Origin of the sequence: Bacillus cereus group sp. BfR-BA-01453 (assembly GCF_022662915.1) — a bacterium.
Lineage (GTDB): Bacteria > Bacillota > Bacilli > Bacillales > Bacillaceae_G > Bacillus_A > Bacillus_A paranthracis.
In genome coordinates this window covers 129008-152375 of sequence record NZ_JAKUEN010000002.1, presented here as the reverse complement: position 1 = coordinate 152375, position 23368 = coordinate 129008, and the positions used below count along the sequence as shown (strand labels likewise).

The following is a 23368-nucleotide window of genomic DNA, read 5'->3' as shown; positions in this document are numbered from 1 at the left end:
TTGGGGAGAGAATGAAAGGTAGGAGAAAGTATAATGTCAGATAATTATCGTTCTCGTACAGAACGAAATCATGTAAAAAATCAAAAGCAAGAAACAAATACAGAGAAAAAACCAAAGAAAAAAGGCTCCTTTTTTAAAAAATTCCTTATAGGTTGTCTACTTCTTGGTATCGTTGGTCTTGTAGCTGGCGTTTCCGCTTTCTTTGTTATGGTGAAGGATGCTCCAAAATTAGACAAATCAAAACTCGTCAATCCTTTATCAACAAAGTTTCTTGATAAAGATGGGAACTTTTTCTATGAATACGGTGCTGAAAAACGAACCCACGTTACGTATGATCAAATTCCAAAAGTAGTTGAAAATGCATTCCTTGCAACTGAGGACTCACGTTTCTATGATCATAATGGTATTGATTTTAAACGAACTACAAAAGCAGTTATGGAAAATGTCACTGGAGGTTTCGGATCTCAAGGTGGTAGTACGATTACACAACAAGTAGTCAAAAACTATTTTCTAACGATGGACAAAACTGCAAAGAGAAAAGTACAAGAATGGTACCTATCTTACAAATTAGAGCAACAATACTCTAAACATGAGATTTTAGAAATGTACTTAAATAAGATTAATTTAGGTAACCGTTCATATGGTATTGCGACAGCAGCGCAAAAATATTATGGTAAAGATTTAAAAGACTTACAGTTACATGAAGCTGCTATGCTCGCTGGTTTACCCCAAGGTCCAAACATTTATGATCCAACCAAAAAGGAAAATGTTGAACGAGCAACAAATCGTCGTAATGTCGTATTGTCATTAATGAATCGACATGGTTATATAACAAAAGAAGAAATGAATAATGCAGTTAAGATTCCAGTAACAGAGGGTCTTCAACCGTCTTCAGAAATAACTGAGATGAAGTATCAAGCATTTTTAGATGCGGTTGTAAAAGAAGTTGAAAAAGAATATCCTGATGTAAATATTGGTTCAGATGGTTTAACGATTCATACAACACTTGATCAAGATGCTCAAGATTATGCTGAAAAAATTATGGATGGCAATCTTATTAAGTATCCGAATGATCAATTCCAAGGATCGTTCGTATTTATGGATACACAATCTGGTGAAGTTCGAGCAATTGGAGCTGGGCGTAAAGGAAGTAAGTCTACTTTCAAAGGTCATAATATGGCCACCGATTTAAAACGCCAAGTCGGTTCAACAATGAAACCAATTTTTGACTACGGCCCAGCAATTGAAAATTTACAATGGTCTACATACCATCAATTAAATGACTCAGAGTATACGTATTCCAATGGTAAAAAGATACGAAATGCAACAAATAGTTACAAAGGTGACGTTTCACTACGTGAAGCTTTGAAAAAGTCATTAAACATCCCAGCTTTAAAAACAGCCCAAGCGGTTGGTCTTCCTAAGTCACAAGCGTTTGCTGAAGGTTTAGGTATGACATTTAAAGACGGCAAAACATTTGAATCAACAGCAATTGGTAGTAACGATAGTTCTCCATTACAAGTAGCAGGTGCATATGCAGCCTTTGGTAATGGTGGGAACTACAATAAACCGCATTTCGTAAAAGAAGTTACCTTCCCAGATGGGAAAAAGAAAAGTTTTAAACCGAAAGAACAACGTGCGATGCAAGACTACACAGCTTACATGGTGACTGACGTTCTTCGTGACGTCGTAAAACCTGGTTCTGGCGGTACTGGTCCAACAGCATACGTTTCAGGTGTTGATGTTGCCGGTAAAACAGGAACACAAAACTTTGATGAAGACGTTATAAAAAAATATGGTATACCAGCTGATGCAAACAGAGATAGTTGGTTCGCTGGATATACACCGCAATATACAATGGCAGTATGGACTGGTTACGAAAAAAACGGCCCAGAAAACTACATTAGTGATCGTTATACTAGAATTGCACAGCAAATGTTCCAAATAATGATGAGCAAATTTGCTACAGATAAATCCCGTTTCGAACGTCCTTCTTCTGTACAAGAAATAAACGGAGAGTTATATGTAAAAGGTGCGAAGAAAGATGCAATTAAACAAATTAAAGTAGATGCACCTAGTGGTCTTAATGTCACTTTCGATGGCGCTAGCACAGTTACACTAAACTGGTCTGGACCAGCAGAAGTTGATGCGTATGCAGCAAGCTATAAAGCGACTGACGGTTCAAGTGGTAGTTTATCAGTAAAAGGTACGACAGCTACTCTTGGTGGTATTAAACCAGGCGTTACTTACAGCTTCTCTGTAGTAGCGAAAAAAGGTACTGGAACAAGCCCTGCAGTTGGAGCATCCTTCACTGCGCCTGGCGGAACTCCAGACGCGAAGAAAGCCGAAGAAGAAGCTAAGAAGAAGGCTGAAGAAGAAGCTAAGAAAAAAGCTGATGAGGAAGCTCAGAAAAAGGCCAATGAAGATAAATTAAAACAAGAAGAAGCTACTAAAAAAGCTGAAGAAGAAGCTAAAAAACAACAAGAACAACAACGTAAACAACAAGAAGAAGCTCAAAAGAAAGCTGATGAGGAAGCTAGAAAAAAAGCTGAAGAAGAAGCTAAGAAACAGCAAGAAGAGGCTCAAAAGAAAGCTGATGAGGAAGCTAGAAAAAAAGCTGAAGAAGAAGCTAAGAAACAACAAGAGCAACAGCATCAGCAAGAACAACAACAAAATACCGGAGGAGATACACCTCACGCAGACGGAAATGTTGTTACAACAGAGTCTTAATACAAAAAAAAGAAGTCCTTTCTCTTAACGAGAACAGGACTTCTTTTTTGTTATCATTTTCTTTACATATAGCTTTTCTATTTCAATATACAACTGCGCTAACTGAATATAAGAATGATAATTATTCGGTTTCTTTATAATGAACGAATATCGCTCTATAAAATTAACTGGTTGCACTTCCAATTCACTCGTAAAATCTTCTATTTTATTCAAACTATGAACAGGTTGCTCATTTAGCCAATATACAATTGATAATAAATGTGCTGCAAAAAGAATCATCGGACCTTCAGCTTCTTGTTTCTTTCTGTTTCGAAATAAAGTAGCAATGTCCTCATGCTTATTTTTCCATACATTCAACATTACAGGAATACTGTTTTCAATTTCATTCCACGGCTCATATTGTCTTTCCATATCATATATAAAATAAGTCTTTTGTATTGTTTCTTCAAATGACTGTTCTGTATAATACGCAATCGAATTTATACTTTCTTTAAAAAATGGTAAGCACCGAAATTCTCTCGGTATTTCTATCACTCGCTCCATCCTTTATTTCCCCTTCATTCGCTTCTTTCCTTCTCGACATACTTCTAGTAAAGGGCACTCTTCACATTGTGGTCGCTGCGCTTTACAGTGATAACGTCCAAAGAAAATCATACGGTGATGTGTAACGCTCCATTCATCCATCGGAATTTTCTTCATTAATGTCTTTTCTACTTCTAACACCGAATCTTTCCACCTACAAAACGCTAACCGTTTACTCACTCTCTCTACATGCGTATCAACAGCAATTGCCGGAATACCAAACGCTACCGAAACAACTACGTTTGCTGTTTTTCGACCTACTCCTGGTAACTTCGTAAGCTCATCTCGATCTTTCGGCACTTCCCCATTGTAATCATCTAATAACATTCTGCACAATTTTTGAATGTTTTTTGCTTTATTTCTATACAATCCAATAGAACGTATATCTTGTTGTAATTCTTCTAGAGAAACACTTAAATAATCTTCTGGTGTTTTATATTTTTGAAATAAATTTTTCGTCACTTTATTTACAAGTGCATCTGTACATTGTGCAGATAACGCTACCGCTATTACTAGTTCAAACGGATTATCATGAATTAATTCACAATGTGCTTCTGGATACATATCCGCCATTGTGTCTAAACAATAGCGAATTTGCGTTTTATTTAACATATACTTCCTCCTACATTACTGCTCCAACCAATTATAAAAAGGCACTTTTCCAGTAAATTTCGTCTCTTGTTTTGTCGTTTGCTGCGCTCGTTGTTGATTTGCTCTAAATTTCCGCCCTTGGTTTAGGGCTTGATCTACTGTTTTAATACCATTCTTTTTCCATTCAAATAAAATACGATCAATATATCGGAAATTAAGCTTACCACTCATTACAGCTTCCCTGAGGGCCGCTTGAATTAAATTCGGATGATGTTGATCTTGATCTTCCCACATTCCCAACGTTTCACATTCAAATGGAGAAAGTGGTCTTCCAAATTCTTTTTCAAATACTGTATATAAATTTACTTGCAATTGCTTTATTTCTTTTTGTTCTTCCTCTATTGATTCATTCATTAAGAAATGCAATATTTTTTCCCATAGCGGTTGTAAAGAATAACTTTCACACATCATCGCTTCTGATTTTTGTCCACCTTCTAGTGATAAAAAACCTTTTTGAATCAATGCCTGAATGACTTCCATACATTTCATTTCGGTAATCGTCATCCGTTCTGAAATCTCTGACGGAGTCGGAAACGAATTGCCCGATTCTAAAAATGTATGTACATGAAGTACAACCATAAATTCCGTTTCATTTAACCCTAATTTTTTATAATGCATCATAAGTAATTTTGGAATTGCAATGCTTCCCTGCTCAAACCACTGTAACATCATTTTCTTTTTCATCACCAAACACCTCGCTCTCTAGTATAACACACCTTTCGCTATTTCTTTTTGCCACAATTCGTCAAAAAAACCTCCCTATTATGTAGGAAGGTTTTTGTATTACATTAATAAAATATACAATTAAGCTTGCACTTTACTTTTCATAAACGTGTGAATACGTTCTAATGCTTTCTCCACTTGTTCAAGAGATGTCGCATATGATAAACGAACGTTATTTGGAGCACCAAATCCTGTACCTGGTACAAGAGCTACTTTTTCCTCTTCTAATAGAGCTTTTGCCCAATCATCAACAGTTTCGTATCCTGATAAAGCTACTGCTTCTTTTACATTAGGGAATAAGTAAAATGCACCTTGTGGTTTAATACAAGTAAAGCCAGGGATTTGAATTAATTTATCATAAATAATGTTTAATCTCTCTTCAAATGCTTGACGCATTGTTTCTACAGGTTCTTGTGAGCCTGCATATGCCGCGATTGCGCCGTATTGAGCGATTGAAGTAGGGTTTGACGTACTATGACTCGCTAAGTTCGTCATCGCTTTAATAAGCTGCTTATTTCCTGCTGCATATCCAATACGCCATCCTGTCATAGAATGAGATTTAGATACACCATTAATAATAAGTGTTTGTTCTTTTAATGCATTAGAAAGCTGGGCAACCGAAGTATATTCTGCTCCACCATAAATTAATTTCTCATAAATTTCATCTGAAACGATTAAAATATTGTGTTCTAAACATACTTCTCCAAGCTGTTGTAATTCTTCTTTGCTGTAAATCATTCCTGTTGGATTGCTCGGTGAATTAATAATAACTGCTTTCGTTTTCTCTGTAATTGCCTCACGCAGCTGCTTCGCTGTAATTTTGTATTCATTATCTTCAAGGCCTTCTACATAAACTGGCTTACCACCAGCAAGCTTTACTTGTTCCGGATAACTTACCCAGTATGGCGTAGGGATGATAACTTCATCACCTTCATCAAGTAACACTTGGAATAATGTATATAATGCATGCTTTGCGCCGTTACATACAATAATTTCAGACGGATCATACGCAATTCCTTGATCGCGAGTAAACTTCTTCACAATTTCTTGTTTTAACGCTTGTAACCCACCTGTTGGTGTATACTTCGTATGTCCTTCTAACATCGCTTTATGTGCAGCATCCATAATATGTTCTGGCGTATTAAAGTCAGGTTCTCCTGCCCCTAATCCAATCACATCATGACCTTCTGCTTTTAATGCTTGTGCCTTTGCTGTAATCTCTAAAGTTGCAGATGGTGTTAAAGCAGCTACTCGCTTTGCTAATTTCATTTGTAGTTCCCCCTACATCTATTTTTCAATGCTGTATCGTCGTAAAAACTTCCCATCTTTAAATGCAAGATAGTAATAACTATAACGATTTTCATCATCAATATATGTAACTTCCCATAATGGTATATTGTTTTCAAAGCCTAATTTTATTTTTAAAATTTCTTTAGGCTTACTTTTGTGCTCTTTACTGTCATCTCCGACTTGTTCAATCGTTCTTTGTAAAGCCTCTTTTTCAGAAATACCTTCACTCTTTTTCCTTACTATAGTTTCCCCTTTTTTCTCAGGCACCCAAACGATAAGTTGTTCTCCTTTTTCATCTGTACCTTGTACGACAGTATATGAAGATTCTCCGTTATAATAATCCACAGATTTTACTTTTATAAGCTTTGCTTTTTCTTTTGCAATTTCTACAGATTTTGCCTCTTTAGGGATTTTCTTTTCCATTGCTTTATTATAAACATACGCCCCATATATTCCGCTAGCAACGATTACGATAACGATTGCAAAGATCCACTTTTTCATTGTATCACTACGTTCTGTAAATCGTAAATACAGCTGTTTCTTTATCTTTTTCGTCTAATGCTAATCCGAACATGAGGTCCTGCTCTTTTAACGTACGATTCAAACTATCAACGATTTTATACAAGTCAGACGAATATTTAATACGCGTCGTTGATAGGACTTCGATTTTCTTATCCATGAAAAAACTCCTCCGTTACACAAAAATTTCTAATTATAGAAGAACGCAATGCGGTTACAATAAGAGTACATTCTTTACAACCCCTGCTTCATCACCCATCTATTATAGCAGGACATGTACAGCAAAAAAAGGTTTCAAGTCGAAAACCAATACATTTTGTATACAAGAAGTAAGAAAAATAAAATTCCTCCTACCCACATTTTTTACGCCTGAAGTTTACATGCACTTCAGGCGTGTTTTTCCTTCCAATTTTATTCAATTGGCCGTTCCTTTAATTGTTCTAACAATTCTTCTAGAGGGCCTTCATAAAGCGGAACAGTTGGAATTGATTGTAAAAAACGTTTTCCATAGGAAGCGCTTGTCAAACGACGATCTAATACAAACACCGTTCCGGTATCTGTACTTGTTCTAATAAGACGACCAAATCCTTGTTTGAAACGCAGTATTGCTTGCGGGAGTGCTAACTTAGCGAATACGTCCTCTCCTTGATTTTTTAACCACTCTCCTTTTGCTTCCATCATCGGTTGATGAGGAGGCGTAAAGGGAAGGCGGACAATAACAAGACAACTAAGGGCATCTCCAGGTATATCTATCCCTTCCCAAAAACTACTTGTTCCTAATAAAATTGATTTATCGAACTCTTGAAACTTACGAATGAGACGACTTCTGCTCTTATTATTCACACTTTGCGTTAATAATAAATAGCCTTCTAATTCCTCATCATTTTTCAAATTCTTATACGCTTCTTTCAACATTTCATACGAATTGAACAAAACAAGCATTCTACCTTCTGTAGCTTTCGCTATTTTTGCAATATGAGCCGACACAGATTCAATATATTCTTCATTACTTGCTTGCTTAATAAAGGGCACATCCGTTGAAACCATTAATTTCATCTGTTCTTCAAAATGGAATGGTGATGGGACCTGTAATGTATTTGGAGCAAAATCATGTAAGCCTAGCTCTTCTTTTATATAGTCAAATGAATCGTTTACTGTTAGCGTTGCTGATGTGAAAATAACACTCTTTTTCTCTGTTAAAAATTCATCAGCAAATCTTTCACCAATATGAACAGGTTGTCCATATAAAACAGTTGAATGAATGGTTCCCTTCGTTTCAGTTTCCATCCATGTCACATATGAATTTTTTTCTAAAATGAGTACTTGTAAAGAATGCGCCATCTTTCTCAACAACTCAATTAAATGCATAAATTCACCTGTAACAACATGCATTTCCCATTCTAATTTACTTTGCAATATATCAACTTGCTTCTCAAGTGTAGAGAGTAATTTTCTTACATCATATACAAAGCGATTTGTTAACTCGGTAATACTATCCCATAACTTACCTTTCTCTACTTCCGTGTTATATCGATAAATGAGTGGCATATTGCTTATCCCTTGTTCCTGCTTTGTTTGTTTAAAGATGAATGCACGTAACATTTGGAATAGCTCATCCGCATCAAATTTCAATTCCTTCAAACTATGACTTACCATGCGGAAAGTAGAACGGGAGGCTTGCTCTGATTTTTTCATCATTTTATATACTTTAGAAAGTACATCATCTGTTTCTAGCGTACCAAGACGAGATAAAACTAGCTGGAAATACATACAGGAGAACTGTTCACCTAATGTTCTACTCGCTGCTTCCTCGATATGATGAGCCTCATCAAAAATAATATGTTCACATGAAGCAAACAGTGGTTCTTCACTTGAAAAATCTTGAAATAATAACGCATGATTTGTAATAACGATATCTGCAAATAATGCTCTATTCTTTGCTCGTTGATAAAAACAACGACTAAACCAGTTGCTTTGCATCCCACCCGGACTATGTACATCACTACAAATCCGGTTCCAAAGTAACTTTCCGCCCTCAGGAATATTTAATTCATCACGATCGCCCGTTTCCGTTTGCAATAACCACACTAAAATTTTTGCCTTCGTGAGCGCCATATCATAATTCTTCTCTTCTTCTTGCAAAGCATATTCAAATTTATGTAGACAAAGATAATGCTTTCTTCCTTTCAGAAGAGCTACTTCAAATGAAAATGGCATTATTTTCTGTAATAATGGAATTTCTTTTTCTAGTATTTGTTGCTGCAGTTGTACAGTTTGGGTACTTATGATGACAGGTTCTTCTTTTTTCTTTGCAAAATAAATACTTGGAAGCAAATATGCAAGAGTCTTTCCTGTTCCTGTTCCTGCTTCAATTAGTGAAAACCTAGAATCTCTTAGCGCTGTATATATTTCCTTCATCATACTCTGTTGGCTTTCTCTTTTTTCAAAATTTGGCATATTCGACTCAAGTTTATCAATTGTCTTATGCAAGAAAGCATCAAATTTAAATGCACATGTTTCACTTAAGTTTAAAGAATAATTCCGTTTTCGAAGGGCAATATTTCGATACACTTCATATCCCTCTGCTCCTTTTTTACCGTGCATCATTTTCTTTAAAATATTTTCAGAAAGCACATCCGCTATATCACTTTGAAACACATCACTCAATTCATAAAGCGATTGCAAGGTGACAAGGGGTAACTTCTCAATTTCATTTAAAAATTGTAAAAACAATTCCGCTGTTGCAAGAGCATCACTATCCGCACGATGCGGTTGATCATGCTCTAATTCGTGTTGTTTAGCTAAATCACGTAATTTATAACTATCAGCCGTTGGCAAAAGAATTTGCGCCAACTCAACTGTATCAACTTTTGGACAATGTATTTCTGTATATCCAGCCTGCCTTAATTCTTCCGTTAAAAAATTCCAATCAAAGTGAACGTTATGTGCAACGAAAGCTGCACCTTGTAATAGCTCAACAACCATCGGGGCTACATCTTCAAATAACGGGGCTTGCTTAACCATACTCTCATCAATCCCTGTTAACTCTGTAATAAATGGTGGAATCTCTCTCTTCGGATTAATAAAAGATGAAAAAATCTCTAATATCTCTCCATCTTCCACTACAACAGCTGCAATTTGGGTAATTTTATCTTTCCCATCCTTCCAGGAGTTCCCTGTCGTCTCTAAATCCACAACGACATAACGCTTACTCATATATGTAACACCTCAATTTCTTACCTATCAAACAGAAAATTATATAATGTTACTATACCACGTTTTATCTCATCTTAATGAAAAGATGCACAAAAAAGGCTATCTCCATAATAGAGATAGCCTTCTTACTTATAATATCGTACCCGCTTTTTCAGCACCTAACATTTCAATAATTTGATTATCATCGTCTAATACTGCAATTTTCGGCTCTTGTTTATGAATATTTTCTTCTGCCACTAGACCGTAGCAAATAATAATAACTTTATCTCCTGGCTGTACAAGCCTTGCAGCTGCACCATTCAAACAAACAACACCACTACCACGTTCCCCTTTAATAACATATGTCTCTAAGCGAGCACCATTATTATTATTTACAATTTGGACTTTTTCGTTTTCTACAATATTTACTGCATCCATTAAATCTTCATCAATTGTAATACTACCTACATAATTTAAATTTGCTTCTGTTACTGTTGCGCGATGTAGCTTCGCTCTCATCATTGTGCGAAACATAGATGCTCCCCCTTATTTAACCGTTAATGTTATATTGTCAATTAATCGTACATTGTCAAATTTAACTGCAATTGCTAAAATGATTCGTCCTTCAATTTTATCCACTACTTGTAGTGAAGGATACGTATATAAATCAGCATAATCTACAGTGCCTTTCGTATACGTCTCAATATACTCTTTCACAAGAGTTGTAATGATTTCTGCATTACGTTCTCCTGTCTCAATTCTTTCTTTCGCTATACATAGACTGCGGTATAAATGAGGAGCCTCTTCACGCTCTTCTGGTGATAAATACACGTTACGAGAACTTTTGGCTAATCCATCTTCTTCCCTTACAATATCCACCGGTACGATTGTAACCGGAATATTAAAATCAGCGACAAATCCTTCAATGACAGCAACTTGCTGTGCATCTTTCATACCGAAATAAGCACGTGTTGGCAATGTAATATTAAATAGTTTCATTAGTACAATCGCAACACCAGCGAAATGACCAGGTCTTTGTTTTCCGCATAACACATCGGTACGCTTCACAACTTCTACTGTTGTCGTTTGTTCTGCTGGATACATTTCTTCTACGCTCGGATAAAATAAATAATCTACACCGTTTTCTTTTGCTACATTTTCATCTCTATCAATATCACGAGGGTATCGATCTAAATCTTCATTTGGTCCAAACTGTAGCGGATTAACAAACACGCTTAAAACTACAATTTCATTTTCTTCTCTTGCCTTACGTAATAAAGTCGCATGACCTTCATGTAAATAACCCATCGTTGGGACAAAACCAATACTTTTTCCACTTGCACGTAGTTCGTTTGTAATTTGCTGCATCTCTTGCACTGTATTTATGATTTTCATTATTGTTTTCCTCCGTATAACGCTAAACATTCTTCCTCTTTCATTGTGAATGAATGTTTTTCTTCCGGAAATTGCCCTGTCTTTACTTCAGTTACGTATTGTGAAATCCCTCGCACAATCTCCTCTTGAACAGACGTATATTGCTTCACAAATTTCGGAACACGATTTACGCCATATGAGATAAGATCATGATAAACGAGTACTTGCCCATCCACTTTTTGTCCTGCTCCAATTCCAATCGTTGGAATTGTTAGTTGCTTCGAAATAAATTCTGCTAGCTGCATTGGCACACATTCTAACACAAGTGCTATCGCACCAGCTTCCTCACATCTCTTCGCATCTTCTATTAATTTTTTTGCACTTTCAGCATCTTTTCCTTGTACTTTATAGCCACCTAACACTCCTACAGATTGAGGAGTTAAGCCTAAGTGTGCCACGACAGGAATTCCCGCACTCGTCAAGTAATGAATAGTTGATATCACTTCTCCTGCACCTTCTACCTTCAGTGCATGAGCACCACTCTCTTGAACGATGCGGCGTGCATTCACCATCGTATCTTGAGGCGACACATGATACGACATAAATGGCATATCAGTTACAATAAACGTCTCTTTCGCTCCTCGGCGTACAGCTTTCGTATGATGAATCATATCCTCTACTGTTACAGGTACTGTTGATTCATAGCCGAGCACAACCATCCCAAGGGAATCTCCAACTAGAATCATATCAACTTCCGCTTCTTCTGCTAATTTAGCAGATGGATAATCATACGCCGTTAGCATTGTAATCGGCTCACCTTGCTCTTTCATTTTCAAAAAATCTGTTTTTGTTTTCAAAAACTACTCCTCCTTTATACAGGAGAGAGGAGATGGCCGAAATCATATAAAAAACCCCTCTGGCCATAAAAGGGCAGAAGGGTTGTGTGTTAGTCGGCATTATTCATCCCTCTGTCCCAGTCCGTTATTGGATCAAGGCAGAATCCAAGTTATTATTTTTCGTATTGCATCGAATCATGGTGCAGTTCGCTCTGATACTGCCCATATTCGAACTAATTATAGCAAACTCCAAAAAGGAATTACTACATTTTTTTGAAAAAATAATTTTTATTCTTATTACGGTATGTGAAATTTTTAAATAACGTATGCATAGAAAGATAAACAAATTTGTTTACATGCATAGTATAACTCTTAAAATAATGATGCAGGTTAATTGAGGAAACATACTTACAAAAGGAGAATTGCTAATGTCTATAAGCACATGGTTATTTCGATTCATCGGTTTTCTTGTGATGCTTGTGGGAGTAACAACTTTAAATTCCCTCAATGTATTTGCCTCAATTAACGTCGTAACACAACCTGTTGAGTCTGCCAAGGTGATTGAAGTCGAGCTAAACGATGATTACTTTAAACCGAACGTCATCACGATTCCAATTGAAGAATCAACAACATTGCTATTGAAAAATAAAGGCAAGAGTGAGCACACCTTTACAGTAAAAAAACTCGGCATTGACGTCGTAGTCGAGTCAGGAAAAGAAAAAAATATTACTGTGAAACCTAAAAATACTGGTACATATGAATTAATATGCCGGTATCACCTTCTTAAAGGAATGGAGGGAAAAGTAATCGTCAAATGACAAGTGAATACTAAAAAATTCATTATCGCACCGCAAACTCATTTCAAAAATATTGAAATAAAAAAGAAGTTCCAAAATAGGAACTTCTTTTACTTAATTTCGATATCCGCAGAATGAATGTGATGTACTTTTCCTTCATGGTCTTCTAGGAGCAATACACCATCCTCTGTAATTCCTTTTGCTACACCCGTAATCGTCTCTCTCATCGTTCGAGCGTTAATTTCTTTCCCGATACTCACAGCGTAACTTTCCCAAAGAATTTTAATGACAGAGAAACCATTTTGTAAATACTCTTCATATAATTTTTCTAGTTGTAAAAAGATTTGTTGCATAAGCTCTGCACGAACAATTGGCTTACCAGATTCAATCGCTAAAGAAGTAGCAATATGCTGAATTTCCTCATCAAAATGTTCTTGCTTTTGATTCGCATTAATACCAATACCCATAATAACAGCATTAATTTTATCAGGATCAGCCTGCATTTCTGTTAATATACCTACAGCTTTTTTCCCTTGAATTAAAATATCATTTGGCCATTTTATTCCTACATTTACACCTGTGCACTTTTCAATTGCTTGCGCAACGCTAACAGCGGCTAACAAAGTAAGTTGTGGTGCACGATGAACCGGGATCGATGGACGTAAAATAATACTCATCCAAATTCCTGTTCCTTTTGGTGAATGCCATTTTCTGCTTAAACGACCTCTACCCGCTGTTTGTTCTTCTGCCACAACAATCGTTCCTTCTTCTGCACCTTCATAAGCAAGCTTTGCTGCAATATGCTGCGTTGATTCAACAGACTCTTCAAAATACACTGTTCTACCAATATGTTTCGTTTGTAACCCTAACTGAATTTCATTCGCAGTCACTTTGTCTGGCTTACTTGCAATTCGATAGCCTAATCGACGCACAGCTTCAAGTTCATATCCCTCATTCCGAAGGTCCTCCATATGTTTCCACACAGCGGTTCTTGAACAACCAAGTTTATCACTAATCGTTTGGCCAGATACAAACTCGCCATCGGCTTCCGAAAAAACTTGCAATAACTGCTTTCTTATAGTAGATTGCATTCTTGCAGCCACTCCCTTATACACTCTTTCTCATTAACTACGTTTCCTTGTACGATTGCTTCCTCAATCTTTTGAATCATTTCAGCAACCCATGGACCGGGCTTTTTACTTGCCCAGTTTAACAAATCATTCCCAGTCACATTCATCTCTTGTCGACTCTTGATTGGCAATGCTTGAAACAACGTTTGTACCCGGTTAACAGCTGTATGATCATAGCTTTCAATCATCGATTCATATACTCTTTCTGCCATTTCAGCTATATGAATTCCCGTTTTATAAAGAAGAACTGTATCCCAATCCTTCTCCTTTCTCTTACGGATTGTTAATAAAACTGCGACGATATCTTTTATTTTTTTATTCGAAAACTTCCATTGACGTAAAAAGACAGATGGATGTTCTTCCCCGATACAATATAAGAAAAATGCCCATGCCTCAATGTCTGTTTCAAAAGAATCCCAGTTATACTGCGTAGCTTTTAGCAATCTTTCTTCTGACATTTGTAAATACGGCAGATGAGAAAATAGTTTCGTTTCTACTAATTCTTTGAGACCCTTCACACAATATGTGCCAGTTAACAGTTTTTCAAACTCCACTGTAATTCTCTCAATTGCTATATGTTCCAGCAAATGTCCATATGTTTCAATTGCTTGTTTCGTTTTCGTCTCTAAAGAAAAACCTAACGTACTTACGAACCGAATACCACGCATCATTCGCAGGGCATCTTCTTGAAAACGATCCGCAGCATTTCCCACTGTCACAATTTCTCTCTTTTGAATCGCTTCCTGTCCAGCAAATAAATCGACCATTTCGCCTTCTTCTGTCATGGCAATTGCATTCATTGTGAAATCACGACGTTTTAAATCCTCTTCTAATGAACGAACAAATTGAACACTACTAGGTCTTCGAAAATCTTCATATTCACTCTCTGTTCGAAAAGTGGTTACCTCATAAGGCTCACCATTTTCTACTACAATTACAGTTCCATGTTCAAGACCAACAGGAACATGTCTTGGAAATATAGCCATCACTTCTTCTGGTAAAGCAGATGTCGCAATATCAATATCTCCAATCGGCCTATCGATAATAAGGTCTCGTACGCTTCCACCGACAAAGTAAGCCTCATGCCCTTGTTGCTTTAAAGTCTCAATAATAGAACTAGCTTTTTTAAATCTTTCCATTTTTGTCATCCCTTAGTACATCATAGTAAATCGTTTCATATTGTGAGACGATTTTTTCAGAACGAAACTGCTCGTAAACACTTTCTCTTGCTCGCTCTCCCATATTACGGTGAAGTTCTTCATCCTTTAATAGCTGAATGGCTTGATCTGCCACTCCTGTTGTATCGCCAACTTCACATAAATATCCTGTATCACCATGTTGAATGACTTCTGGAATACCTCCAACCCTTGTTCCGATACAAGGTACACCACACGCCATCGCTTCTAATAAAACAAGACCAAAACTCTCCTTCTCTGATAAAAGCAACATTAAATCACTCATCGCAAGTAGTTCTGCAACATTATCTTGCTTCCCTAAGAATAAGACGCGATCTTCAATATGTAAATTTTTCACCAACTGTAAAATCGTGCAAAATTCTGGTCCATCTCCAACAAGAAGCAACTTCGCATCTACTTCTGTAACAATTTTAGCGAATGCCTGCACAACATCTTGCACACGTTTCACTTTACGGAAGTTTGAAATGTGAATGAGTATCTTTTCACTCTCACTTATACCGTATTCTTTCTTTAATTGGGTCATATCACGTTTGAAATATACACGTTCGTCTATAAAGTTATATACCGTTTGAATGTCTTTATTTGGTTTTACAAGCTCATGCGTTTCGTTAATTAATGAATGCGAGACAGCCGTCACAACATCAGATTGCTCAATACCAAAACGAATTAAATTATTTAGCGAAGGGTCGGATCCTAACACAGTAATATCTGTTCCATGCAAGGTTGTAACAATTTTAATACGCTCTCCAATCATTTGTTTTGCTAAATAAGCACAAATGGCATGTGGTATTGCGTAATGCACATGTAAAATGTCTAGATTTTCTCTTTGTGCAACCTCTGCCATTTTACTCGCTAACGCTAAATCGTATGGTGGATATTGAAATACAGAGTATTGATTTACCGTCACTTCATGAAAATAAATGTTTGGATACACTTTATTTAACCGGAATGGTAAACCCGATGTAATAAAATGAATTTCATGCCCGCGTTCCGCTAATTGCTTTCCTAATTCTGTTCCAACAACTCCAGAACCACCTACAGAAGGATAACATGTAATACCTATTTTTAATTTCATTTACATCCCCCTATTAAATCAGCATGTAATAAAACCGGTTTCTTACTCATAAACCCTTCGGCATATAAGACTCCAACTTCTTTTCCAAACATTTTCTCACGAGCGACTACAGTTTCAACGTAACCTTCTGTTAACGGCGTTTTCACACCATCACTCCCTGTTGAAAACTGACTTTCATACGCTTCTAATGCTTCCACTTTTTGCGATACGTATTCACTAATATCTATACAAAAATTCGGTTTATGAAAACCATTAATCATATAATGATAAAAAGACTCCACACGATGTGGTGGAACCTCTGGCATATATTTGCGAATTCCCGCTGAAAAAATAGCTTCTTCCACAAGTTTTGCACAATTTGCATGATCTGGATGACGATCTTCATAATACGGCGCAAAAACTAGTTTTGGTTTATATGTACGAATTACCTTTACAATTTCACGTATATACTCTTCTTTCATATACAAACCGCGGTCTGGCATCGCTAAATTTAGTCTCGTTTTTACTCCCATTATACGAGCTGCCACCTTTGCTTCTTCTTTTCTTAACTCTATCGTTCCGTTAGAAGAAAGATCAGCTTCTGTTAAATCACAAATACCTACTTCATACCCTTGCTTCGTATATTTAGCAATGGTACCCGCCATGCCGATTTCAACATCATCGGCATGGGCACCAAACGCTAATATATGTAATCCACTCATAATTGTTCCCCTCATTTTCTTAACTTGCGGTAATCTAAATCTCCTCGCTCTAATGCGTGCATTAACATTTCAGCACTTGCCATATTCGTTGCAAGTGGAATTGCATATACATCACATAAACGAAGCAATGCATTCACATCCGGTTCATGCGGCTGTGCTGTTAATGGATCGCGGAAGAAAATTACCATGTCTAAATCATTTTTCGCAATCATTGCACCAATTTCTTGATCGCCACCAAGAGGACCAGATTGATATCTTGTTACAACTAAACCGGTCGCTTCCATAATACGAAGCCCTGTCGTTCCTGTTGCAAATAATTCATGTTGTTCAAAAATTGGTTTATATGCGTATGCAAACGAAACCATGTCATTTTTCTTTTTGTCATGTGCGATTAAGGCAATTTTCATCCGTTGTCTCCCCTTTAGTCGATAATATTCTCTAAACCGTACACAAGATGATCTAGATTCATTACTGTCTCAATTGATAGTTTTACACCAGACATAAATGATGCACGATTGAATGAATCATGACGAACTGTTAACATTTGTCCGTCTCCACCAAACATTACTTCTTGGTGTGCAATAAGTCCTGGTAAACGTACACTATGAATGTGAATGCCGTCTACATTTGCACCACGAGCTCCTTCTAATTGCTCTACTTCATTTGGATGACCTTGCTGCTTGGATTCACGATTTTGACGAATCAATTCTACTGTTTTTACCGCAGTACCAGATGGTGCATCTAGTTTTTGATCATGATGCAATTCAATTACTTCAACATCTTGGAAGTACTTCGCTGCCATTTGTGAGAATTTCATCATAAGAACTGCACCAATTGCAAAGTTTGGAGCGATAATTGTTCCTACTGCTTTTTCTTTCGCAGTCTCGGTTAATTGTTTTAGCTCTTCTTCTGTAAATCCAGTTGTACCAATAACTGAACGAAGTCCACGCTCAACTGCTAGTGTAACGTGTTGTTTCCCAACTTCTGGCGTTGTTAAATCTAACAACACATCTGCTTCTACTTCCTCTAAACAAGTATGTAAATCTGCGTAAATAGGTGCATCTAGCGCTGGCATTCCCGGTAAATCAGAGATTTTCTCTCCACCATGCTTATAATCCACTGCTGCTACTAAATTAAAATGTTCCGTTCTTTCCATAAGAAGAACTGCTTCATGTCCCATACGTCCTCTTGGTCCAGCGATAATTACTTTCATTTCTTTCATTATTCTTTCTCTCCCTCATCAATACGTGTCCAGCGATCTTTATCGCGAGTATTAAATTTATTCATTACAATGTTATGTGCTGTTTCTAAATCAATATTTAAACTATTTGCCATACAAATCATAACAAATAATACATCTCCAAGCTCTTCTTCAATACTACGTTCTTTTTCAGTTGTTTTCTTCGGTTTCTCACCATAATAATGATTAACCTCTCTTGCAAGCTCCCCCATTTCTTCCGTTAAACGAGCCATCATTGCAAGTGGACTGAAATAACCTTCTTTAAACTGACCAATATATGCATCTACTTCTTTCTGCATATCCTTCATCGTTTTCGCTTCCATACAATTCACCTCTAATCCTTCCTCTTTCATGTTAGCCAATTCATCGCGATTTGACAAATATTATTCCCCGCCAAACACCTATTTGCGACCCTTTTTGGGAAAGATTATAATAAAGTGAAACTTCTTTTGCGTTTTTGGCAAAAAATCAACCAGAACCAATCGATTTTTATAGCCTTCACTATTTTCACTAGCAACTAGAAATTACTTATCATTATGTTTTACCGTTTCAGCGGAGCAATGCCATTTACATAATTAGGGGGATTTCTATATGACATCAAATTTGAAGATTCGAAATATCATTTTTATTTTAATCGGTTCCGCTATTTTTTCTTTCGGTATTGTGAATATCAATATTGAAAATCACCTTGCAGAAGGTGGATTTACCGGGATTACACTATTATTGTATTTTCTATTTAAGTTTGACCCTTCTTATTCAAACTTAATTTTAAATATCCCTATATTTTTTATTGGTTGGAAGTTACTTGGAAGAACAACGTTTATCTATACACTAATCGGTACCTTTAGCGTATCTTTATTTCTATGGATTTTTCAGCGTTACGAAGTTCTCAACTTACATGTAAACTTACAAAATGATATGACACTCGCCGCTTTATTTGCTGGGGCATTTATTGGTATCGGTCTCGGGATCATATTTAAATACGGCGGAACTACTGGCGGTGTAGATATTATTGCGAGACTCGCTCATAAATATGTTGGCTGGAGTATGGGGAAAACGATGTTTATGTTTGATGCTATCGTTATTATCGTCTCTATCCTTACCTATTTATCATATCGCGAAGGCATGTATACGTTAGTTGCTGTTTTTATCGGGGCGAAAGTCATTGATTTTATGCAAGAAGGAGCCTATGCAGCAAAAGGAGCAACGATTATCTCAGATAAAAACGATGAAATTGCTGCTAAGATTTTATCTGAGATGGAGCGCGGAGCAACCTTTTTAAAAGCTGTTGGATCTTATACAAAAGTGGAACGGAACGTATTGTATTGCGTTGTTGCTAAAAATGAAATCGTGAAATTAAAAAATATTATTACTTCTGTAGATCCTCACGCCTTTGTTGCTGTAAGTGACGTGCATGATGTAGTTGGTGAAGGTTTTACATTAGATGAAAATAAAAATCCGTTACATACATAAACACAACTAGAAAAGCTTTTTAGCTTTTCTAGTTTTTTATTACATATTGCTTAAGTTTCTCTAAATCCTCATAAATAAGCTCCAATAAGCTCCGATTATAAAAAATAGAAGCAGGATGGAAGGTCGGAAAAATATGATATTCTTTCTCTGACCATGTAAATTCTGCACTTTGCATATCCTTTAATTTTTGAATGGGCTGTTTTAATAATTGCCCGTGTACATCTGTGATTTTTTTACCTTTTCCTGTTAAACGTTGAAGACCTATATTGCCAAGTGTGACGATTAGCTTCGGATTTAGTTTCTCTAATTCATAATCTAACAAAGGTGCATGGGCGAGTATTTCTCCTTGATTTGGCGTTCTATTATACTTTTTCTGTACAATCTCACCATTTCGTTCTTTTTTCTCTCGCCATTTATACGGTCTGCTTCGTACAGCGCTCGTAATATATACTTCTTCCCTTGTAACGTGAATACGTTCTAAAAAGCCCATTAATTGTTTTCCCGCTCTCCCGCTAAACGGAATCCCATTATGAATTTCTGTTTCACCAGGCGCTTCTCCTAACAACATAAATTTCGGATTTTCAGGGCCTTGTCCACTTAAAAAACCTTCTAATTGATAAGGAGCACTACGCTCTTTCACCTGTTTTACTAAATGGTCTGGATATTTCATTTCCCCCACCGCCTTTCCACATTACTTCTATTATTTCTATTTGAAATACATTATATAATTCAATCCACAAAACAAAAAAGACTATCAAAATTGATAGTCTTTAGTCATCGCTACGCTGCATACCAGTATAAATCAATACGAGACGTAATAATTCAAATACCGCTACGGCTGCAGCTGCTACATATGTTAATGCTGCCGCATTTAATACTTTACGAGCTTGCCCATATTCATCTGTTGATACGATACCTAACGCTTCAATTTGTTGCATCGCACGCTTTGATGCATCAAACTCAACTGGTAATGTAACAAGTTGGAACACAACACCTGCTGCCATTAAAATGATACCTAAAAATATCATGTTGGCCATCGATGCAAAAATACCGATCATAATAAATATCCAAGAAATATTCGATCCAAAGTTCGCAACTGGCACTAACGAATGACGAATACGCATAAAGTTATAATCTTTTGCATCTTGAATTGCGTGTCCTACTTCGTGTGCTGCAACTGCTGTACCAGCAACTGAATGACCGTAATAGTTATCTGTTGATAATCGAACTGTTTTGGCAGTTGGATCATAATGGTCTGATAAATGACCTGGTGTTTCTTCTACAGCTACGTTGTATAATCCATTTTCATCTAAAATTTTCCGAGCCACTTCTGCTCCTGTCATACCTGATGTTGAATAAACTTGTGAATACTTGCTATAGGCACTACGTACTTTTGACTGTGCATACAACGGTATGATCAAAATGATCGCGAAGTAAATTAAATAAAACATCATGAACCTCCATTGAAGTTTTAATTATAGTACTTCTCATTCTATTTTCTTCTGCCACCATTGTCAATGAATAAACCTTACAATCCGAATCTTTATTTATTACATTATCTATTCTTAGAATGTACATTGCTTTTTCTTTTTTCTCTCTCTCCTTTATACTTTCTCCACCCAACATAAGTTAATGTGAATAAAATAAGACCTCCAGTAATTGTCATAAACCAAATGAGAGAAGGTGCAATTTCATCTTTTTTTACTGTATGAAATATTTTTTGCAAATCCCCTTTAATGATTCCTAATTGCATTTGCCCACCTTTTGTTTTTAACATAACGTTACGAAATTCATCCAAATAAGATAAATGGGCATTTACACGCTGCACTTCATTTTCTGGCAAGGCAATCATTAAGCTTGGATAAATAATATTAAATTCATGTAAAAATGTGTTTAACGTTTGTTGAAACTGTCCCGTATCTTCTTTTTTCATCGCTTTTTCCATTTGAGAAAAGGCATCCATTACTTTTCCTTCTCTTTCCATCCAAAGTGGTTGATATTTCGATACTTGCGCATCGACAGCGAGCTGCAGGGCTAACACATTATCAATTTTAACTTGTTTCCTTACATCTTCTTCCGCGAGAGATTGTTTCGCCTTGTCATAAGCTAAAGAAATAACTCTAACTTGATCTGGCGTTACTTCCTGCTTCTTTTCATTCCCCTTTATGACAAACTGCTCCGAGAAATGTTGTAATACTTGTACTGCTTTTTCATCTTCATTACGCTTCACTAATTGTAATGAGTCATCTAACAACCCTGTTAGTTCACTCCACTCCTCAGCATATATACGTAACGGAAACATGATAATTAGAAATGCAATCAGTCCAATTAATGTTCTCTTCATCACGGTCCCCCCTATAACTACTAGTACAAAATATGTTAATGTGGACAAGAATAGAACAGAACTGGACCGAAAAATATATTATCGTTTTACAAACAAAAAAATTCTCTTTAAGCAGAGAATTTTTTATTTGACATCCTTTTCTTTTTTAAAAAGTATCTATACAAACTGTAACAAAGTATGCTACCAAATAAAATGAATAATAAAATAGCACACGCAGCATGCATAAAGAATTCTTCTGGTAACATTAATATAATCGGATCCTTCTCAGGATCAAAAACCCAATAATCATTACTGAATAAAAGCTTATGGAATATCACAAAACTCTTTTCAAAATTAATAGCAATCGGTAACATTAACACTATCGGAAAAATGATTGTTAAAATAGATCCATGTAGTAAAAACTTTTCATTTTTCTTTTTTAATAAATACATGCCGCCTATCATTGCAATCATAATTGTCGCATACATTACATATTGTATCTTTACTAAAATATTTTTCACATCTACAAAATGAATACGGCCATTTGTAGACATATCTAATGTGGGCAACTGTAATGCACCGTCATAAAACGGAGATAAATATGTGATAAGCACATCATAATTTCTTTTAATATCATCCTTCGTCATATCTGCTAAATCTGGAATGTTTAAAAAATCAATTTCAAAATAATATAGCCATTTTCCGTATACAACCGCCGTTGTTGCGAGTGCAAATATAGAAAATGCTATGCTATATGAAACAACTATCGTAATCAATCGATCTAATATTTTTGTACCACTCGTATTTTTCTTCATTTTCTCCCCCTACATATTCTAACTATCATAAAGAAAACTGTTTTCGATTCTCGCGTAAGCAATAATAATATGTAATACATAGCACAGCAATACTTAGCCAAAACGTAAAATAACCAATTTCTCCTACAAACAAATGCATAATTCCGTATCTCGGCATTTGCCAGAACAAATAATCAATTGCATCGTTATGTAATGTCCATATAGCGGCTACCGCAAAATGCCATTTTTTTATACGGTAAAACGGTGCATATAGCACTGCTTGTACTGCCATCGCAAAATGCGAAAGCATTAACATATACCCGATAAGGCCAATAGGACCTTTTACATAGATCATAACCCCATTTACAACAACAGCCCATATACCATATTTTATTAAAGTAACAATCGCTAGCGCCTCTATTAATCCAAAGTTTCTCTTCATTAAAAAAGCGATTAAAACAAAGACAAAAAAGAGACTTGCCATAGGACTATCGGGTACAAACGGCCAAAATATAGGTGAAGTTTCTTTTAATTGATTTCCATACCATATAAATCCGTATATTGTACCTAATATGTTAACAACTAATAAAAATAATAATACAGAGCGTTGCCTTAACATTGCATACAAGTAAACCAAGCTGTATGTCCAACACCTTTCATTCTTTCATCAAACTCTACTCTATTATATAGTAAACTTTCTATCATCAAAATAAAAAGCTGACTACAAATTTTGTAGTCA

Annotated in this window: 25 protein-coding genes; 3 read left to right on the top strand and 22 right to left on the bottom strand. The window is 36.1% G+C overall.

From position 1 onward, the window contains the following. The first annotated feature begins 33 nt into the window (after nt 1-33). A complete protein-coding gene (locus MR070_RS05535; RefSeq protein ID WP_001283129.1) occupies nt 34-2730 on the top strand; it encodes a PBP1A family penicillin-binding protein in 2697 nt (898 codons plus the stop codon). 24 nt (nt 2731-2754) lie between these two features. Here MR070_RS05535 and MR070_RS05530 read toward each other — a convergent pair whose 3' ends face one another. From MR070_RS05530 to panB, 10 genes are all read right to left on the bottom strand, one after another. Beyond that, complete coding sequence (locus MR070_RS05530) at nt 2755-3273, bottom strand: YpoC family protein (protein WP_000442681.1); 519 nt, start codon at nt 3271-3273, stop codon at nt 2755-2757. Nucleotides 3274-3276: 3 nt separating this feature from the next. Further along, entirely contained in the window at nt 3277-3924 is a 648-nt protein-coding gene (gene nth / locus MR070_RS05525; protein ID WP_000933023.1) for an endonuclease III, read from the bottom strand. Between the two features lie 15 nt (nt 3925-3939). After that, nucleotides 3940-4647: a DNA replication protein DnaD gene (gene dnaD, locus MR070_RS05520; RefSeq protein WP_000728538.1), complete on the bottom strand. Its 708-nt coding sequence runs from the start codon at nt 4645-4647 to the stop codon at nt 3940-3942. A gap of 120 nt (nt 4648-4767) precedes the next feature. After that, on the bottom strand, nt 4768-5955 hold the full coding sequence (aspB, locus tag MR070_RS05515) for an aspartate transaminase AspB (protein ID WP_000761548.1): 1188 nt from the start codon (nt 5953-5955) through the stop codon (nt 4768-4770). A gap of 18 nt (nt 5956-5973) precedes the next feature. After that, complete coding sequence (locus MR070_RS05510; RefSeq protein WP_000758746.1) at nt 5974-6477, bottom strand: cell wall elongation regulator TseB-like domain-containing protein; 504 nt, start codon at nt 6475-6477, stop codon at nt 5974-5976. A gap of 7 nt (nt 6478-6484) precedes the next feature. Then, entirely contained in the window at nt 6485-6655 is a 171-nt protein-coding gene (locus MR070_RS05505; RefSeq protein ID WP_000358352.1) for a YpmA family protein, read from the bottom strand. Nucleotides 6656-6906: 251 nt separating this feature from the next. Next, nucleotides 6907-9711, bottom strand: coding sequence for an ATP-dependent DNA helicase DinG (gene dinG, locus MR070_RS05500; RefSeq protein ID WP_242260720.1), 2805 nt, complete (start codon nt 9709-9711; stop codon nt 6907-6909). 129 nt (nt 9712-9840) lie between these two features. Further along, nucleotides 9841-10224 carry an aspartate 1-decarboxylase gene (gene panD, locus MR070_RS05495; RefSeq protein ID WP_000490176.1) on the bottom strand — a complete coding sequence of 128 codons (384 nt, stop codon included), beginning with the start codon at nt 10222-10224 and terminating at the stop codon, nt 9841-9843. A 12-nt stretch (nt 10225-10236) separates the two neighbouring features. After that, on the bottom strand, nt 10237-11085 hold the full coding sequence (panC, locus tag MR070_RS05490; RefSeq protein ID WP_000691779.1) for a pantoate--beta-alanine ligase: 849 nt from the start codon (nt 11083-11085) through the stop codon (nt 10237-10239). Further along, nucleotides 11085-11921, bottom strand: coding sequence for a 3-methyl-2-oxobutanoate hydroxymethyltransferase (panB, locus tag MR070_RS05485; protein ID WP_044790543.1), 837 nt, complete (start codon nt 11919-11921; stop codon nt 11085-11087). The genes panC and panB overlap by 1 nt, the downstream gene beginning before the upstream one ends. Nucleotides 11922-12328: 407 nt before the next feature. Between panB and MR070_RS05480 the strand changes: the two genes are divergently transcribed. Next, nucleotides 12329-12718, top strand: a complete 390-nt coding sequence (locus MR070_RS05480) for a cupredoxin domain-containing protein (protein WP_000028418.1) — start codon at nt 12329-12331, stop codon at nt 12716-12718. 89 nt (nt 12719-12807) lie between these two features. Here MR070_RS05480 and MR070_RS05475 read toward each other — a convergent pair whose 3' ends face one another. From MR070_RS05475 to MR070_RS05445, 7 genes are read right to left on the bottom strand one after another with little or no spacing between them, the layout of a single operon-like run. Beyond that, on the bottom strand, nt 12808-13788 hold the full coding sequence (locus tag MR070_RS05475) for a biotin--[acetyl-CoA-carboxylase] ligase (RefSeq protein ID WP_138322237.1): 981 nt from the start codon (nt 13786-13788) through the stop codon (nt 12808-12810). Next, entirely contained in the window at nt 13773-14966 is a 1194-nt protein-coding gene (locus MR070_RS05470; RefSeq protein WP_242260718.1) for a CCA tRNA nucleotidyltransferase, read from the bottom strand. The genes MR070_RS05475 and MR070_RS05470 overlap by 16 nt, the downstream gene beginning before the upstream one ends. Then, the gene (gene bshA / locus MR070_RS05465) at nt 14953-16098 is read right to left on the bottom strand and encodes an N-acetyl-alpha-D-glucosaminyl L-malate synthase BshA (RefSeq protein ID WP_000768296.1); all 1146 of its coding nucleotides are present in this window, start codon (nt 16096-16098) and stop codon (nt 14953-14955) included. Before bshA ends, MR070_RS05470 begins: the two co-directional genes overlap by 14 nt. Continuing rightward, nucleotides 16095-16799 (bottom strand): bacillithiol biosynthesis deacetylase BshB1, encoded by a 705-nt coding sequence (gene bshB1, locus MR070_RS05460; protein ID WP_242260716.1) that lies wholly within the window; start codon nt 16797-16799, stop codon nt 16095-16097. Before bshB1 ends, bshA begins: the two co-directional genes overlap by 4 nt. A gap of 11 nt (nt 16800-16810) precedes the next feature. Continuing rightward, nucleotides 16811-17206 carry a methylglyoxal synthase gene (gene mgsA, locus MR070_RS05455; RefSeq protein WP_000684765.1) on the bottom strand — a complete coding sequence of 132 codons (396 nt, stop codon included), beginning with the start codon at nt 17204-17206 and terminating at the stop codon, nt 16811-16813. 14 nt (nt 17207-17220) lie between these two features. After that, nucleotides 17221-18021, bottom strand: a complete 801-nt coding sequence (gene dapB / locus MR070_RS05450) for a dihydrodipicolinate reductase (protein ID WP_000661724.1) — start codon at nt 18019-18021, stop codon at nt 17221-17223. Then, nucleotides 18021-18362, bottom strand: a complete 342-nt coding sequence (locus MR070_RS05445; protein ID WP_002108639.1) for a nucleotide pyrophosphohydrolase — start codon at nt 18360-18362, stop codon at nt 18021-18023. Before MR070_RS05445 ends, dapB begins: the two co-directional genes overlap by 1 nt. Before the next feature lie 268 nt (nt 18363-18630). On the opposite strand from MR070_RS05445, the gene MR070_RS05440 reads away from it, so the two are divergent. Continuing rightward, on the top strand, nt 18631-19512 hold the full coding sequence (locus MR070_RS05440; RefSeq protein WP_000203308.1) for a YitT family protein: 882 nt from the start codon (nt 18631-18633) through the stop codon (nt 19510-19512). 28 nt (nt 19513-19540) lie between these two features. Here the strand turns inward: MR070_RS05440 and MR070_RS05435 are convergent, their stop codons facing one another. The 5 genes from MR070_RS05435 to lhaT all read right to left on the bottom strand — a co-directional run bounded on the left by MR070_RS05435 (nt 19541) and on the right by lhaT (nt 23266). Then, on the bottom strand, nt 19541-20182 hold the full coding sequence (locus tag MR070_RS05435; RefSeq protein ID WP_242260714.1) for a uracil-DNA glycosylase: 642 nt from the start codon (nt 20180-20182) through the stop codon (nt 19541-19543). Between the two features lie 100 nt (nt 20183-20282). After that, the gene (locus tag MR070_RS05430; protein ID WP_000499536.1) at nt 20283-20963 is read right to left on the bottom strand and encodes a zinc metallopeptidase; all 681 of its coding nucleotides are present in this window, start codon (nt 20961-20963) and stop codon (nt 20283-20285) included. Between the two features lie 104 nt (nt 20964-21067). Then, nucleotides 21068-21856 (bottom strand): sporulation protein YpjB, encoded by a 789-nt coding sequence (ypjB, locus tag MR070_RS05425; protein WP_000831595.1) that lies wholly within the window; start codon nt 21854-21856, stop codon nt 21068-21070. Between the two features lie 107 nt (nt 21857-21963). Further along, nucleotides 21964-22650, bottom strand: coding sequence for a lipoprotein intramolecular transacylase Lit (gene lit / locus MR070_RS05420; protein WP_242260712.1), 687 nt, complete (start codon nt 22648-22650; stop codon nt 21964-21966). A gap of 25 nt (nt 22651-22675) precedes the next feature. After that, entirely contained in the window at nt 22676-23266 is a 591-nt protein-coding gene (gene lhaT / locus MR070_RS05415; protein ID WP_000262837.1) for a lipoprotein heptaprenylglyceryl N-acetyltransferase LhaT, read from the bottom strand. Nucleotides 23267-23368 lie beyond the last annotated feature (102 nt).

Excerpts from the sequence above, each read along its gene's own strand:
- MR070_RS05535 (WP_001283129.1), top strand. The coding sequence starts at position 34 with ATGTCAGATAATTATCGTTCTCGTACAGAACGAAATCATGTAAAAAAT.
- MR070_RS05530 (WP_000442681.1), bottom strand. The coding sequence starts at position 3,273 with ATGGAGCGAGTGATAGAAATACCGAGAGAATTTCGGTGCTTACCATTT.
- nth (WP_000933023.1), bottom strand. The coding sequence starts at position 3,924 with ATGTTAAATAAAACGCAAATTCGCTATTGTTTAGACACAATGGCGGAT.
- dnaD (WP_000728538.1), bottom strand. The coding sequence starts at position 4,647 with ATGAAAAAGAAAATGATGTTACAGTGGTTTGAGCAGGGAAGCATTGCA.
- aspB (WP_000761548.1), bottom strand. The coding sequence starts at position 5,955 with ATGAAATTAGCAAAGCGAGTAGCTGCTTTAACACCATCTGCAACTTTA.
- MR070_RS05510 (WP_000758746.1), bottom strand. The coding sequence starts at position 6,477 with ATGAAAAAGTGGATCTTTGCAATCGTTATCGTAATCGTTGCTAGCGGA.
- MR070_RS05505 (WP_000358352.1), bottom strand. The coding sequence starts at position 6,655 with ATGGATAAGAAAATCGAAGTCCTATCAACGACGCGTATTAAATATTCG.
- dinG (WP_242260720.1), bottom strand. The coding sequence starts at position 9,711 with ATGAGTAAGCGTTATGTCGTTGTGGATTTAGAGACGACAGGGAACTCC.
- panD (WP_000490176.1), bottom strand. The coding sequence starts at position 10,224 with ATGTTTCGCACAATGATGAGAGCGAAGCTACATCGCGCAACAGTAACA.
- panC (WP_000691779.1), bottom strand. The coding sequence starts at position 11,085 with ATGAAAATCATAAATACAGTGCAAGAGATGCAGCAAATTACAAACGAA.
- MR070_RS05480 (WP_000028418.1), top strand. The coding sequence starts at position 12,329 with ATGTCTATAAGCACATGGTTATTTCGATTCATCGGTTTTCTTGTGATG.
- MR070_RS05475 (WP_138322237.1), bottom strand. The coding sequence starts at position 13,788 with ATGCAATCTACTATAAGAAAGCAGTTATTGCAAGTTTTTTCGGAAGCC.
- MR070_RS05470 (WP_242260718.1), bottom strand. The coding sequence starts at position 14,966 with ATGGAAAGATTTAAAAAAGCTAGTTCTATTATTGAGACTTTAAAGCAA.
- bshA (WP_000768296.1), bottom strand. The coding sequence starts at position 16,098 with ATGAAATTAAAAATAGGTATTACATGTTATCCTTCTGTAGGTGGTTCT.
- bshB1 (WP_242260716.1), bottom strand. The coding sequence starts at position 16,799 with ATGAGTGGATTACATATATTAGCGTTTGGTGCCCATGCCGATGATGTT.
- mgsA (WP_000684765.1), bottom strand. The coding sequence starts at position 17,206 with ATGAAAATTGCCTTAATCGCACATGACAAAAAGAAAAATGACATGGTT.
- dapB (WP_000661724.1), bottom strand. The coding sequence starts at position 18,021 with ATGAAAGAAATGAAAGTAATTATCGCTGGACCAAGAGGACGTATGGGA.
- MR070_RS05445 (WP_002108639.1), bottom strand. The coding sequence starts at position 18,362 with ATGGAAGCGAAAACGATGAAGGATATGCAGAAAGAAGTAGATGCATAT.
- MR070_RS05440 (WP_000203308.1), top strand. The coding sequence starts at position 18,631 with ATGACATCAAATTTGAAGATTCGAAATATCATTTTTATTTTAATCGGT.
- MR070_RS05435 (WP_242260714.1), bottom strand. The coding sequence starts at position 20,182 with ATGAAATATCCAGACCATTTAGTAAAACAGGTGAAAGAGCGTAGTGCT.
- MR070_RS05430 (WP_000499536.1), bottom strand. The coding sequence starts at position 20,963 with ATGTTTTATTTAATTTACTTCGCGATCATTTTGATCATACCGTTGTAT.
- ypjB (WP_000831595.1), bottom strand. The coding sequence starts at position 21,856 with ATGAAGAGAACATTAATTGGACTGATTGCATTTCTAATTATCATGTTT.
- lit (WP_242260712.1), bottom strand. The coding sequence starts at position 22,650 with ATGAAGAAAAATACGAGTGGTACAAAAATATTAGATCGATTGATTACG.